General features: G+C 63.0%; 8 protein-coding genes and 1 pseudogene. 4 read left to right on the top strand and 5 right to left on the bottom strand.

The genetic code is table 11. From position 1 onward, the window contains the following. The 4 genes from D0T11_RS13465 to D0T11_RS13450 all read right to left on the bottom strand — a co-directional run. On the bottom strand, window positions 1-717 hold a 717-nt coding region (locus tag D0T11_RS13465), incomplete at its 3' end, for a hypothetical protein (protein WP_220473732.1). Between the two features lie 82 nt (window positions 718-799). Then, complete coding sequence (locus tag D0T11_RS13460; RefSeq protein ID WP_119656316.1) at window positions 800-1810, bottom strand: M28 family peptidase; 1011 nt, start codon at window positions 1808-1810, stop codon at window positions 800-802. Between the two features lie 134 nt (window positions 1811-1944). Further along, window positions 1945-3450 carry a cysteine--tRNA ligase gene (cysS, locus tag D0T11_RS13455; RefSeq protein WP_119656315.1) on the bottom strand — a complete coding sequence of 502 codons (1506 nt, stop codon included), beginning with the start codon at window positions 3448-3450 and terminating at the stop codon, window positions 1945-1947. A gap of 332 nt (window positions 3451-3782) precedes the next feature. Then, complete coding sequence (locus tag D0T11_RS13450) at window positions 3783-4868, bottom strand: endonuclease/exonuclease/phosphatase family protein (RefSeq protein WP_182888399.1); 1086 nt, start codon at window positions 4866-4868, stop codon at window positions 3783-3785. A gap of 179 nt (window positions 4869-5047) precedes the next feature. Here D0T11_RS13450 and D0T11_RS13445 point away from each other — a divergent pair, with 179 nt between their 5' ends. From D0T11_RS13445 to infB, 4 genes and pseudogenes are all read left to right on the top strand, one after another. Further along, on the top strand, window positions 5048-8524 hold the full coding sequence (locus D0T11_RS13445) for a DUF7948 domain-containing protein (RefSeq protein WP_119656313.1): 3477 nt from the start codon (window positions 5048-5050) through the stop codon (window positions 8522-8524). Window positions 8525-8645: 121 nt separating this feature from the next. Next, window positions 8646-9119 (top strand): ribosome maturation factor RimP, encoded by a 474-nt coding sequence (locus tag D0T11_RS13440; protein ID WP_182888398.1) that lies wholly within the window; start codon window positions 8646-8648, stop codon window positions 9117-9119. A 131-nt stretch (window positions 9120-9250) separates the two neighbouring features. Then, window positions 9251-10489: pseudogene (gene nusA / locus D0T11_RS13435) on the top strand (transcription termination factor NusA); the annotation flags it as partial. A gap of 394 nt (window positions 10490-10883) precedes the next feature. Then, complete coding sequence (gene infB, locus D0T11_RS13430) at window positions 10884-13925, top strand: translation initiation factor IF-2 (RefSeq protein WP_119656311.1); 3042 nt, start codon at window positions 10884-10886, stop codon at window positions 13923-13925. 781 nt (window positions 13926-14706) lie between these two features. On the opposite strand, the gene D0T11_RS13425 is transcribed toward infB, so the two are convergent. Next, the gene (locus D0T11_RS13425) at window positions 14707-15162 is read right to left on the bottom strand and encodes a hypothetical protein (protein ID WP_119656310.1); all 456 of its coding nucleotides are present in this window, start codon (window positions 15160-15162) and stop codon (window positions 14707-14709) included. Window positions 15163-15231 lie beyond the last annotated feature (69 nt).

Raw genomic sequence — 15231 nt, 5'->3', positions numbered from 1 at the left:
AGCAGGACGATAAGCAAAATGTCGCTCAGGGCGTGGGAGCAGCGACCCGCTACGCGAAAGTCCTGGACGTCGGCAAAATGGTGGTGCAAGTTCATCTGACGAAGGTACCATCCCAGCCAAAATCACCCTATTTGGTGCGGTAGCCCTATGTCCCTGAAGGCGCAGGTAGTAGTTGCCCGTGCTATCGGTGACCAGCTGCCGGGTGAAGCTTGGGGTGGGATGGAAGGGTTGCCAGCCGGCCGGGGCGGCCCCGGCCGGATCGGAAGCGGCTTCCTCGAACCCAGGGTTACCCAGAGCCACGGCTTCCCATTGCCCCCGGCGGCGCTTCACTTCCAGCTTGAAGTCGTCGAACCCGAAAGGCCCATCCAGGTAGCCCAAACCGGCAATCATCAACGTGTCCGCCTTCTTCGGGATTTTTCCCTGAACGGTATAGGTACGCCACTGCTTCGCCACCGCCCTATTGGGCAAACTTTCTACCGTTAACATTTGCCGCTTCGCACCAAAACTCGCTACCACAATCCACGCGTTGGCTTTGCCGGCTCGCGCAGTATCCACGCTAATGCGCGCCGTCAGCCGGTAGGGCCGGCCGGCGAAGGGCTTGGCATTTACCTTCTGCCTGATGCCATCCACTACGGTCAGCGGGGGAGCCTGCTGGCTGTGGGCCGGGGCCGTTAGGGTCAGCGAAAGTAACCCGGCGGCAAGTAGCACGTGTTGCATAGTAGGATAGCGTAAGATGATAAAACACAAAAGCTCCGGCAACCTACGTCACCGGAGCTTTCGGTCAAAACTATAGCCGGATTTACTCCCCGTATACCACCGTGAGCAGGGTCTGACCCACGGCTTTGAGGGTGCGCCGGTCGATGATGCTCATGTTATCCTGGGTAGTGTGGTGATACGCCTGAAACTCGCCCGTGGGCAGGAAGTCGATGACGTCGACCGTACGGATGCCAACCTTATTCGTGTTCACGTGGTCGTCGTCGACGCTGAAGCCGTCAGCGAACAGAAAGTAGTCGGAGTAGCCCAGCTCGGAGGCCGTGTTCCAGACCTTTTCCAGTACGTCGGGAGCCTTTTCGCGCGACAGACCTTCGCGGCTGAACTTGGCACCTTTGGCCCCCACCATGTCGAGCAGGATACCGAAGTTGGGCTTGTAGTTGGCCGGCACCGTATTCTTGGCCCAGTACTGGGAGCCCAGGCACCAGCTGTCCTGGTTGCCGAGCAGGTTCTTCTTATCGCCCTGGGTGCCGCCGTCGTAGCCGTAGTCTTCGGAGTCGAAGAGGATGAAATCGACGCCCACGCCGGGGGCCGTGCCGGCCGCCTGGGCGCTGAGCACGCGGGCCATTTCCAGGGCTACGGCCACGCCGCTGGCCCCGTCGGAAGCCCCGTCGAGGGGCTCGTTCTTGTGCTCCTTGTCCTTGTCGGCGAAGGGGCGGGTATCCCAGTGGGCGAAAATGGCCACCCGGCGCGGGGCCTCGGGCATGTAGCGGGCAATGATGTTGCGCGACTTGAGCATGTTGCCATCAAAGGCCATGGCTTCAAAGGGCTGTTCCTGCACCGTAAGGCCCATTTTTTTAAACTGCCCGATAATCCAGTCGCCGGTTTGTACGTGGGCCTTGGTGTTGGGCACCCGCGGCCCGAAGGCTACCTGCTTCGCCGTGAAGGCGTAGGCCGAATCGGCGTTGAAGGCCGGGGCTTTCGGCAGGGTCGAGTCAGGTGTAGTAGCAGTTTCGGTCGTTTCTTTTTTGCCGGGGCAGCCAGTGAGCACAAGCAGCCCGGCCAAAGCCGCCGGCACGAAACGGGAAAGGATTTTCATGGAGGAAACGTTTCAGATTACAGCCGCGAGCTGCGGACCACGATGACTAAACGAACGAATAAACCCGGCGGGCGACCCAAAGGTGTCCGCCGGGTGACGCAAGCTACGGCTTGCGCCGCACTTTCAGTTGGGCTTTAGTCTTCGCTGTAGGCCCAGTCTACGCCGGCCTTGGTGTCCTTCACCACGATGCCCTGCTGCTTGAGGGCGGCCCGGATTTCGTCGACTTTGCCGTAGTCCTTGGCCGTTTTGGCTTCCTGGTAGAAGTGCAGCGTGAGGCCCAGCAGGTCCTCGGCGCTGGCCCGGGGCTCGTCGCGCAGGCCCAGCACGTGCTGCACCAGGGTGCGGTAGGTGGCGGTGGCTTCCACCAGGGCCGCGGGGCTGAGGGCGGCCAGCGTTTCGGGCTTGGCGGCGTAGCCGTTGAACTTGCGCAGCAGGTTGAAGAGGCTGGCCAGGGTGCGGGCCGTGTTCAGGTCGTCGTTGAGGCCGGCGTAGCAGTCCTGGGCCAGCTTGCCCAGCTCCGCGTCGGCGGCGCTGGTGTCGGCGGCGGGTTCGGTGCCTTCGGGCAGTTGCAGCTTCGCCAGCAGGCGCAGGCCGTTCATGAGTTTGCGGTAGCCCTTGCCGGCCGCCTGCAAGCCCTCATCGGTAATATCGACGGGGCTGCGGTAGTGGGCCTGGAGCAGGAAGAAGCGCGCCGTCATGGGCGAATAGGCCTGGGCCAGCACCTCGTTCTCACCGCTGAAGAGCTGGCTGATGGTGATGAAGTTGCCCGCCGATTTGCTCATTTTGGCCCCGTTCACGGTCAGCATGTTGTTGTGCATCCACACCCGGGCTTCGCTGGTGGGATGGTCGCAGGCCTGGCTTTGGGCAATTTCGCACTCGTGGTGGGGGAACATCAGGTCCAGTCCGCCGCCATGAATATCAAACTCGGCCCCGAGGTACTTGCGGCTCATGGCCGAGCACTCCAGGTGCCAGCCGGGGAACCCGTCGCTCCAGGGCGAGGGCCAGCGCATGAGGTGACGCTCATCGGCCCGCTTCCAGAGGGCGAAATCCAGGGGGCTGCGCTTTTCGTCCTGGCCGGTGAGGTTGTCGCGGGAGCCGGCCAGCAGCTCTTCCACCACCCGGTTCGAGAGCTTGCCATACTCGCGGCCGGCCGCGTTGTAAGCGGGCACATCGAAGTACACCGAGCCGTTGGATTCGTAGCCGAAGCCGTTGCCGATGATCTGCCGGATCATCTCAATCTGCTCGATAATGTGGCCGCTGGCCCGGGGCGTGATGTCGGGCGGCAGGCAGCCGAGGGCCGCCATATGGTCCTGGTAGAGGTTGGTGTAGCCCTCGGCCACTTCCATGGGCTCCACCTGCCGGGCGCGGGCAATCCGGCCGATTTTGTCTTCGCCCTCGTCGGCGTCGTCTACCAGGTGGCCTACGTCGGTGATGTTGCGCACGTAGCGCACGGTGTAGCCGAGGTGGCGCAGGTAGCGCGTGAGCACATCGAACACCACCGGGCCGCGGGCATTGCCCACGTGGGCCTCGTTATAAACAGTGGGGCCGCACAGGTACACGCCCACGAAGGGAGCTTGCAGGGGTTCGAAGGGAGCCTTCTGGCGGGTGAGCGTATTGTAGAGCGAGAGGGGCTGGGTCATATTTTGAGCTATTAGCTTTCAGCTGCTAGCTGTTAGCTTTCGATTTGGTTGACCGACGGTTCGGCCCGGGCAGCCGGCGTCTGTGGGTGAGTGCGCGGGGGTGGTGCAAAAGTAACGGCAGTTTCGCAGAGTGCGGCAGGACCGGAAAACACCCGCTAATCAGCCCGAATTGTGGCTAACAAAGTCTAAAAGTCAGCTCAAACAGCACAAAGCTCCGGACAGCGAGTCTATAAAGTTCAATCAGCAGTTCATAAAGATGCCCAGCCAGTATAAAAGCCCCGCCGGCCAGCAGTCACCCCGGGGCCGTTTGGGGTGCTGCTGTTTGGGAGCTGCTACTGCCTGGGTTTGAGCTGGTAGGTGGCGGTAGTGGGGAAGTGGTCGGAGTAGGGAATTTCGTAGCTCACCCAGAAATCATTGACCAGCCAGCGGCGGCCGGCGAACTGGTTGTCGATGCGCACGAAAGGCAGGCGGCCGTTGTAGGTGCTGCCCACGCCGTTGCCCACCGTCGTCCAGGCGTTCTGGAAGTGGTCGGCCAGCCGGTCGTAGCTGTAGCTGTAGGGCACGTCGTTGAGGTCGGCGCAGAGCAGAATCGGGTAGGGGCAGCGGGCGAACCGGTTCACCAGCGTATCCACCTGCCAGTGGCGCCGGACGGCCCCGCGCTTGAAGCGGCGCATCAGCCCCAGCCCCTTCTGCCGGAGGCCGGCCTTGCTGGAGTAGCTGTCCACGATGTCTTTTTCCTCCATGCTCATGCTTTGCAGGTGGAAGCTGTACACCCGAATCGTGTCCTGGGTGGGCAGGCGCACATCGGCCCACATGGCGTGGTTCTGGGTGAGCTTGCCGAAGCCGATGGTGCCCCGGCCCACGATGGGGAAGCGCGAGAAAATGGCCATCCCGAACTCGGCCCCGATGCTGTTGGTGAGCGTCTTCGACAAAAACGCCTCCCGCCCGGCCCGCCGGCCGATTTTATCCACCGTCCGGAACACGTCGCCGTCGCGGGTTTTGCTGCCGGCCGGCTCGTTGTAGAACTCCTGGAGGCAGAGGATATCGGCCGGGTTTTCGGCCAGCCAGCGCACCATTTCCCGGGAAGATTGCAAGCCGTCGTTGCGCAGCTGCGGATACACGTTGAAGATGCGCACATTGGCCGAGAGCACCTTCACGACCGGGCCGGCCCCGGCGGTTTCGGTGGCCGTGGTGAGGCGCAGCGGGTGCAGGGCCAGTCCCCGCTGAAAGTGCGGCCAGGTGAGCACGGCCAGCCCCAGCGGCAGCAGCGCCACCGGCCAGCGCCGCAGCAGCCAGTAGCCCACGGCCAGCAGGTTTACAACCAGGGCGACGGGCAGCGTAAGCGCCCCGAAGATGGCCGGCCAGAACGTGTAGGCCGGAATCTGGGCGCAGCCGATGGCCACCAGTACCCACCCCATTACCAACAGGGTACACTTAAATGCAAATGAACGACGCACAGACAACCTACTTTCCGCCAAACCAATCAGGTGGGCAAAGGTAGCCGTTCCGCACCAGCTGCCCGCGCCCGCATAAATGGCCCCTGTTTTGCGCGGGTCGTTGCGTATCTTTCCAGGCATTTACCCTATCCGATTTTTGTATGACCAGACTGCTTACCCTCCTTATGTTGTGGCTGATTCCGTTGACGTTGCCGGCGGCTCCCCGGCCGGTGCTTTCACCCGCCCCCGACCAGACGCTGGAATTCGTGGAAAACAAGGGCCAGTGGCCCGCCCAGGTCCGTTACCAGGCCGAGCTGCCGGGCGGACGCCTTTACCTCACCCCCACCGGCTTCACCTACTCCTTCCTCGACCCGGCCGGGCTCCGCGCCCTCTCCCACCACCAGGAAGCCCCGGCCAGTGCCCCGCTCCAGCCCGCCCCGCCGGCCCCGGTGCGCGGCCACGCTTATACCGTCACGTTTGAGGGGGGCAGCTCCCGCGCCACTCTGCAACCCGCGCAGCCCACGGCGGGCCTGCGCAACTACTTTCTGGGCAGCACCCCCCGCGAGTGGGCCAGCGCCGTGCGCGGCTACCGCCAAGTGCGCTACGCCGGCGTGTACCCCGGCATTGAGGTGCAGGTCTACGAAAACGCTCAGCAACACCTGGAGTACGATTTCCAGCTGGCTCCCGGGGCCAAACCCACCGACATCCGCCTGCGCTACGCCGGCCCCCAGAGCCTGCGGATTTCACCGGAGGGCCACCTGCTGATTGCCACCAGCGTGGGCACCATCACGGAGCAGGCCCCGCAGGCCTGGCAGACGGCCGCCAACGGCGCGCGGCAACCCGTGGCCTGCCGCTTCGAGCTCCAGGGCCAGACGGTGCGCTTCTGGTTGGGCAGCTACGACGCCGGGCGCCCGCTCATCATCGACCCCACCGTGTTGTTTTCCACCTTCACGGGCTCCACGGCCGATAACTGGGGCTTTACGGCCACCTACGACGCCCAGGGTAACATGTACTCCGGCGGCGTGGTGTTTGGCGCCGGCTACCCCACTTCCCCCGGGGCTTTCCAGACCAATTTCGGGGGCAGCGGCGACGTAGCCATTATCAAGTACAAGGTTACGGCCACCGGCCCCGCTGCCCGGCTCTACGCCACGTACCTGGGCGGCAGCAGCACCGACGCGCCCCACAGCCTGATTGTGAACGGCCGCGATGAGCTGGTGATTCTGGGCACCACGGGCTCGGCCAACTTCCCCGTCAGCAGCGGGGCCGTGCAGCGCGCGTTCCGGGGCGGCGCCACCGTAGGGGGGCGCGGGGCCAACGACGTGATGGGTTATCCGCAGGGCTCCGACCTATTCGTAGCCACCCTCAGCCCCGACGGCACCCGGCTGGTGGCCTCCACTTACCTGGGCGGCACCGGCAACGACGGACTCAACCTGTTGCTGACCAACAACTACGGCGACCCGTGGCGGGGGGATGTGCTGACCGATGGCGACAACAACGTGTACCTGGCTTCCGTCACGCAGAGCAGCAACTTTCCCGTGGCCCAGGCGCTGCAAAGCCGCCTGCAAGGCCCCTCCGATGCCGTGGTGTGCAAGCTGCCGCGCCTGCTCAATGCCCTCACCTGGAGTACCTTCCTGGGCGGGGCGCAGAACGATGCCGCCTTCTCCCTGCAACTCACCCCCGACCGCCACTTGTACGTGGCCGGCGGAACCACCGGCCCCGATTTCCCGGCCGCCGCTACGGCCGCACAACCCCAGTGGAATGGCGGACGCGATGGGTTCGTGGTCTGCTTCACGCCGGCCGGTACTGCTTTGCGCTACAGTACTTACCTGGGTACGTCCTCCGATGACCTGGCCTTCTTCCTCCAGCTTGATAACAGCGGCGACGTGTACGTGCTGGGCCAGACCAGCTCGGCCAATTACCCCATCACGCCCGGCCTGTATGGCACTAAGGGCGCGCACCAGTTTATCCACAAGCTCACCGCTGACCTGAGCACCACGGCGTACAGCACCGTGTTTGGGACCACCGTGGGCACCCACGACATCTCGCCCACCGCGTTTCTGGTGGATGACTGCGAGCGGGTCTACGTCAGCGGCTGGGGCGGCTCCGGTAACGATGGGTACGGGGGCGGGTCTACTGCCGGCCTTCAGGTTACCCCCGATGCGGTGCAGGCCAGTACCGATGGCAACGACTTTTACCTGGCGCAGTTTAAAGCCGGCCTCACGGGCCTGGAGTACGCTACATTTTTTGGGGAACTCGGGGGCAAGGGTGAGCACGTGGACGGGGGCACCTCGCGCTTCGATAAGAAGGGCGTTGTGTACCAGTCCGTGTGCGGGGGGTGCGGCGGCACGCAGGGTTTTCCGCAGCCGGCCGGCGCGGGCTACTACACTACCAGAAACGCCAGCACCAACTGCAACAACGCGGCCTTCGCCATCAGCTTCGGCGTGGTGGTGGCCGAGCCGGGGCCAACCCGTTACGTGTGCGCCACCGACGGGCCGGTAGTGCTGGGCGGCCAGCCCGGCGGCGGTACCTGGAGCGGGGCCGGTGTCAGCCGGCGCCCCGATGGCAGCTACCTGTTTACGCCCGGCCCGGCCCTGGTGGGCCGCAACGTGCTCCAGTATTCGGTCAAAACCACCGGCATCTGCGTCAGTACCCGCCCGCTGCGCATTATCGTGCTGCCGGTGCTGCCCGTGGATATTGCGCCCGTACCGGCATTCTGCGCCAACGATGCCGCTTTTCCGCTGAAAGCCACGCCGGCGGGCGGCACCTGGACAGGCCCCCGGGGCCTGTCGGGCAACGTCTTCGACCCGCGCCAGTCGGGTCCCGGCACGTTCACGCTCACCTACTCGCTCACCGACTCGCTGGGCTGCGGCCAGGCCACGCGCACGGTGGTCGTGAACCCGCTGCCCACGCCCCAGGCCGGCCCCAACCTCACGTTCTGCGCCTACCAAACCCAGGCCGTTCAGCTAACCGGGGCCAGCCCGGCGGGCGGCACCTGGAGCGGGGCCGGCGTCACGCCCGGCGGCCTGTTCACCCCGCCCGATACGAAGCTGCGGGGCGGCATCTTCACGCTCACGTATACCGTGACTGAAAAGGGCTGCCCGGCCGCCGCCACCCGGCAGGTACTGCTGGCACCCTCGCCCAGCCTCAACTTCCCGCTCAGCGTGCCCGAGTGCACTGCTTTCCCCCAGTACACGGGTCTGGCCCCATTCACCTGCGCCTTCGAGCCGGTGCTGGCCGGCGGCACCTACGAGTGGGATTTCGGCGACGGCAGCGCCCCCTCCACCGAGGAGCGGCCCCGCCACCTGTACGAAACTCCCGGCTCCTACCAGGTAAAGCTCACGGCCCGCTACGCCAACTGCACCGTCGAAACCAGCTTTGTGCCGGTGGTGGTCGGGCGCACCTTCGTGCCCAACATCATCACCCCCAACCACGACGGCCTGAACGAAACCTTTATTCCCTACTTCAGCTGCCAGCCCGCCACCCTGCGCCTGTTCTCGCGCTGGGGCAGCAAGGTGTACGAAACCACCAACTACCGCAACGACTGGCGGGCCGACAACCTGCCCGACGGCTTGTACTACTACCACCTGCGGGATGCCGGGGGGCGCTCGGCCAAGGGCTGGCTCACGGTACAGCGCTGAGGTCCGGCAACTTGCTTTCTGGCGTTGCTTGTTGTATATTTGCACCACAAAACCAAGCACGAACAGAGGGGACGGATAGTCCCCTCTTTCTTTTTACCCGGCCTGCCCGGTTCCTTCGCTTATGAATCTTGACCGTAACCTGCTCGCCGAAATGCTCCAGGACAGCCTGCCCCTCGAAGGCAGCCTGTTCGTGGTGGACTTAGCCGTTTCAGATTCCATTCGGCCCAAAGTCACCGTCACCCTCGACGGGGAGCAGGGTCTCGGCATTGATGAGTGCGCCCAGGTCAGCCGCCGGCTGGCCCGCCGCGTAGAAGAGCACTACGGCGACGAGCTCAGCTACACGCTGGAAGTGACTTCGCCCGGGGCCGACCAGCCCCTGACCAACCCGCGCCAGTACAGCCGGCACGTGGGCCGCACGCTCAGCCTCAAGCTGAGCGACGGCACCGAGAAAACCGGGGTGCTCGAAGCCGTGGAAGCCGAAGGCTTGCAGGTGGCCGAAACCATCAAGGACAAGCATAAAACCAAAACCCTGCCCACCGCCTATCTGGCCTTCGCCGATATTGCCGAAGCCCGGGTTGTTATTTCCTTTAAATAGCCCTCTGGAGCCGTTCGCTGATAGCTGTCAGCGCAATGGCCCTGTTTCTGAGTTATTCACCTAGTAGCACCCGCTGGCCGCTCTTCGCTAGAAGACTGACAGCTAACCGCTGATAGCTAAAAGCTTAAAAAATGAACAGCACCGTCCTGATTGAATCGTTTGCCGAATTCGCCCGGTCGAAGAACATCGACCGGCCCACCATGATGAGCATCCTGGAGGAGGTTTTTCGCACGATGATCCGCAAGAAGTACGACGACGACTCCAACTTCGACGTGATTCTGAACGTGGACCAGGGCGACCTGGAAATCTGGCGCAACCGCGAAATCGTGGACGACAACTCGGAGGACATCTGGGATTTCGATAAGATTCCGCTGGCCGAAGCCCAGAAAATTGAGCCCGATTTTGAAGTGGGGGAGGAAGTAGCCGAGGAAGTGAAACTCGAAGACTTCGGCCGCCGCGCTGTGCTCATGGCCCGCCAGACGCTGATTCAGCGCGTGAAAGACCTGGAGCGTGACAACCTCTACCAGGCCTATAAGGACCAGGTGGGCGAAATCGTGGTGGGCGAAGTGTACCAGGTGTGGGGCCGCGAAGCCCTGATTCTCGACAAGGACGAGAACGAGCTGGTACTGCCCAAGGGCGAGCAGATTCCCAAGGACCGCTACCGTAAGGGCGACACCATCCGCACCGTGGTGCACCGGGTGGACGTGATCAACGGCACGCCCAAAATCATCCTTTCCCGCGCCGCCCCAGCCTTCCTGGAGCGCCTCATGGAGCAGGAAGTTCCCGAAATCTTCGACGGCCTGATCACCATCAAGAACATCGTGCGCGAACCCGGCGAGCGGGCCAAAGTAGCCGTAGAAAGCTACGATGAGCGCATTGACCCGGTAGGGGCCTGCGTAGGCATGAAGGGCTCCCGGATTCACGCCGTGGTGCGGGAGCTGGAAAACGAAAACATCGACATCATCAACTACACCGATAACCTGGAGCTCTACATCGCCCGGGCCCTGTCGCCGGCCAAGCTTACGTCGATGAAAATCAACGAGCAGACCGGCCGCGTATCGGTGTTTCTCAAGCCCGATCAGGTGAGCCTGGCCATTGGCCGGGGCGGGGCCAATATCAAGCTGGCCTCGCGGCTGGTGGGCATGGAAATCGACGTCTTCCGCGACGCCGGCGACTTTGAGGAAGATATTGCTCTGGACGAATTCAGCGACGAAATCGAAGGCTGGATTCTGCAGGAGCTGAAGAAAATCGGCCTCGACACCGGCCGCTCCGTACTAGCCGTCAGCAAAGACGACATCGTGCGCCGCACCGAGCTGGAAGAAGAAACGGTGGAAGAACTCTTCCGCGTGATTCGCCAGGAGTTTGAGGAAGGGGAAGAAACGGATTCGGATGTGGCTCCCCAGGCAGCGGCCCAGGCCGAAGTGCCCGCAGAACCAGCCCCGGAAGCAACTCTTGAAGCCTCAGCCGAGGTAACGGAAGAAGCCACCGCGCCGGAAATCACCCCCGAGGCTTCGGCCGAAGTAGTGGAGGAAGCAACGGCTCCGGAGCCCACCCCAGGGGCTCCGGCCGATGGGCAGCAAGCGCCCGTTGCCGAGCCCGAAAAGAACGAGGAAGCACCAAATTCCGGCGCCGCGCAATGAGTGCGCGGCGGCCGGTACGGCAAGGACGTTAAAATTAGGCCGGACGGCTTGATTTCAACGTCGCCCGGCAAGATTTAATGTAGTACCTTTGCAACTGAATAAGAGTATCGTTCGCGAGCATAGAATGGCGGAAGCAGCAACCAAACGGCTGAACCAGGCAGCCAAAGACCTGAACGTTGGCTTGTCCACAATTGTGGATTATCTGACGGAAAAAGGACATTCCATTGAAAACAAGCCGACGACCAAGCTAACGGCCGAGCAGGTAGCCCTGCTCAGCAAAGCGTTTGCTTCGTCGGCCCAGGATAAGATGGAGGCCGACAAAGTAAGTCAGGCTAAACGACAAGGCGAGCTGGAAACAGCGGCGGCCCAGGCCCGTGCGGCCGAGGCGGCCGCGGCCAAACCGGTCCCGGCTCCCGTTGCTGCCCCCGCCCCGCCGCCTGCTCCTGCCCCAGTGGCCGAAGCCCCTAAACCAACTCCCGCCCCGGCTCCTGCGCCCGCTCCCGCCCCAACTCCTGCTCCGGCAGAAGCCCCCCGGGTTCCCGGGCTGAAGGTGTTGGGCAAAATCGAGCTCGACGCCAAAGGTCGGCCGGTGCCGCCCAAGCCCGCCGCTGCCCCTAAAGCAGCGGAGCCCGTGGCCCCCAAAGCGGCTCCGGTAGCAGCGGCGCCTGTCCCACCCCGGGAAAAGCCCGCCACTCCTGTAGCCGCCGAGCCGGTGTCAGCTCCTGAAGCTAAGGCCCCGGAGGTTAAAGCGCCAGAGGCAAAGGCTCCCGAAGCCCAGGCCCCGCCGGCAAAAGCACCAGAGGCCAAAGCAACGCCTGCGGCCCAACCGGTCGCGCCGGCGAAACCAGCCGAAGCGCCAAAAGCCGCCTCTCCGGAGGCTGCTCCGCCCGCCGCAACTCCCGAGGCACCAGCCGACGATACGACCATCGTAGCCAAAGCCGATCAGCTGAAAGGCCTCACGGTCCTTGGCAAGATTGAGCTGCCCGTTGATTCTTCGCGGCGTGGTGGCCGGGGTGCTCGTCCCGTGGCGTCGTCCGACGTTCGCAAGAGCGGCCTCAGCCCTGATAAGAAGAAGCGCCAGCGCATTCCTATGAACGGCCCCGGCCAGCAGACCAGCGCCCCCCGCACGGGCGGTCCCGGTCAGCAGGGCGGGGGTCGGGGTCCGGGTGGCCCCGGCGGACCTGGTCGCGGGCCGGGCGGTGGTAACCGCGCCGGGGGCAATGCCCCCCGTCAGCCCGCCGTACCGCTCACGCCAGAGCAGAACGACAAGCAGATTCAGGAGCAGATCAAGGCCACGCTGGCCAAGCTCAGCGGGGGCCGCGGTCAGTCGCAGAACCGCGCCAAGTACCGGCGCGACAAGCGCAGCAACGCCGCCGAAGACCGCGAGGCGATGCGTGCCCAGAACGAGCTGGACGCCAAGACGCTGAAGGTAACCGAGTTCATCTCGGCCAACGACCTGGCTTCGCTCATGGACGTGTCGGTGAACGAGATTATCAAGGTCTGCCTGAACATGGGCATGTTCGTGTCCATCAACCAGCGCCTCGACGCGGAAGCCATCACCGTTATTGCCGATGAATTCGGCTACGACGTGGAGTTCCTGACGGCGGAGGAAGAGGATACGGTAGTCGAAATTGAGGATAACGAAGAGGACCTGCAACCGCGGGCACCTATCGTGACCATCATGGGCCACGTCGACCACGGCAAAACGTCGCTGCTCGACTACATCCGCAGCGCGACGGTCGCCAAAGGCGAAGCCGGTGGTATCACCCAGCACATCGGGGCCTACGACGTAATGACCAAATCGGGCAAGCGCGTTACCTTCCTCGATACACCGGGTCACGAAGCCTTTACCGCCATGCGGGCCCGGGGTGCCAAGGTCACCGACATTGCCATCATCGTGGTGGCAGCCGACGACTCGGTCATGCCTCAGACGAAGGAAGCCATCAACCACGCGCAAGCGGCGGGGGTGCCCATCGTAATTGCCCTCAACAAGATTGACAAGCCCGGCGCTAATGCCGACAAGGTCCGCGAGGAACTGTCGGTGATCAACGTGCTGGTAGAGGAATGGGGCGGCAAGTACCAGAGCCAGGAAGTATCGGCCAAAACCGGTACCGGCATCGACGACCTGCTGGAGAAAGTCCTGCTCGAAGCCGAAATTCTGGAACTGAAGGCCAACCCCGACCGCAAAGCCGTGGGTACGGTGATCGAAGCCTCCCTCGACAAGGGCCGGGGTTACGTAACCACTATCCTGGTGCAAACGGGTACCATGGAAGTCGGCGACATTGTGCTGGCAGGTCCGCACTTCGGCCGCGTGAAGGCCATGACGGACCATCGCGGCAAGAAGATGAAGAAAGCCGGTCCGGCCACGCCGGTGCAGGTTCTTGGTCTGACGGGCGCCCCCCAGGCCGGCGACAAAATCCAGGTGATGGAGACGGAGCGCGAAGCCCGCGAACTGGCCACCCAGCGTCAGCAGCTGGCCCGCGAGCAGAGCATGCGCACTAAGAAGCACATCACCCTCGACGAGATTGGTCGCCGTCTGGCTATCGGCTCGTTCAAGGAGCTGAACGTGATTGTAAAAGGCGACGTGGACGGCTCGGTGGAAGCTTTGGCCGACTCCCTGCTCAAGTTGAGCACGCCGGAAATTGCCGTCAACATCCTCAGCAAAGGGGTGGGTGCCATTTCGGAATCCGACGTGTTGCTGGCTTCGGCCTCCGATGCCATCATTATCGGCTTCCAGGTGCGGCCTTCTATCAGTGCCCGCAAGCTGGCCGAGCAGGAGCAGATCGATATCCGCCTCTACTCGATTATCTACAACGCTATCAATGAGGTGAAGGATGCCATGGAAGGTATGCTGGCCCCAACGGTGAAGGAAGTAGTGGTAGCCAACGCCGAGGTACGGCAGGTATTCAACATTACCAAGGTGGGCACCATTGCCGGCTGTATGGTAACGGACGGTACGTTCACCCGCAAGACCAAAGTCCGCCTCGTGCGCAACGGTATTGTGGTGTACTCGGGCGAAATCAAGGACCTCAAGCGCTACAAAGACGATGTGTCGGAGGTGCGCCAGGGCTACGAATGCGGTATTTCCCTCAAGAACTTCGACGACCTCCAGGAGGGCGACAACATCGAAGGCTTTGAAGAGCAGGAAATCAAGCGGACGCTGTAAGGCGGTTGTTTCCTCAGAATTAGTTTTGACGCGGGTTGCAGCCTTTCCAGGCAGCAACCCGCGTTTTTTTGGCCCTTCGATGCGCGCGGAAAGTATTCGGCGGTCAAGTATTCATAGTTTATTATATTTAACTATTCTCCGCCTCCCGAGGGCGGCGGATTTGTGGGCGCGGCCACTGACCACCCCAGCTTAGCCGGCACGGGCCGGCACCCAAAGGCCGGGAGCGGGCGGGTGCGGAACTGGCAATGACTATTTGTCAGCCAGCAATTTGCCTTGGCTGTTATGATGCCCCTTCATTGCTCATCATCACCTCGTAATTGAAACGCTTGCCTTTTAGTATGTGCTTATGACGAGTTGGGGCCATCGGTTCGGGATAGGCTTGTTATTGGGGGCCCTGGGTGGGTGCACGCACGTGGCCGATTATGGCCGCCGCGCGCCCATTCTCGGGCAGCACCGGCCACGCTTGCCCGGCTACAGTTCAGGCCCCCAGGATACGCTACGTCCGGACACGCTGCACTTGGACCCATCGGAAACGGGCGTGAACGGGACGCCGCGCGGGGTCCGTTCCTTGCTCCTGCGACCCCGGCATTGATTTGCCCGATTACTTTCTTCGGCTCCCGAGGACGAACGGTGGCCTCGTAGCAGCCGGAGAAACGAAAAGCCCCGAAGCTTTGCTTCGGGGCTTTTTATACGGGTACTGTTCAGCAGATCAACGGCCTGCCAGGGAACCCGAAGCGGAGAGGGAAAGTAGCCACGCAAGCAGCGCGCAACCCCGCACAACTCAGAAAAACAGAAAATGCTTTTTCTTCTTGTGGCTGAGCGGCTTGCCCTTGGGGTCGATGAAACCGGCCGGACGCGTCTGGCCCCGCTTCTGGCGGGCAGTACCGATCCGGTTGTCTTTGAACTTGCGAACCGCGAACCCGCCATCACCCTTCTCGTATTGCCGGGCCGGGCCGGAAGCCCGCCCGAAACTGGTGTTGGCCGTGCCGGAGCGGGCTTCCAGGATTTCCATCTGCTGGTCGCGCTTTACCTCCCCGGCATTCATGCTCATACGCTGCTGCATGCGGGCAATATCGGTGTCCGACGCCTTGCGCTTCTTGCGGGGGCTTTCCGGCCGCGAGCGGGGCTGCGTCAGCGCATCGGGCCGCCCATCCAGCACGGGACTTTGAGCCCGCCCTTCCGGGGCCACCCACAAGCCGGCTGCCACAACTACCAGAACAGCAAACAATTTCTTCATACGATTAAATGACTAATCAGCGAGCAAAGTACGGGTACGGCAACAGGCAGCAATCCAACTAGTGGTCAG

The organism is Hymenobacter rubripertinctus, assembly GCF_003583925.1.
Classification (GTDB): Bacteria; Bacteroidota; Bacteroidia; order Cytophagales; family Hymenobacteraceae; genus Hymenobacter; species Hymenobacter rubripertinctus.
Note: the sequence above shows the minus strand (reverse complement) of the source record. Positions and strands in the feature narration are given on the sequence as shown.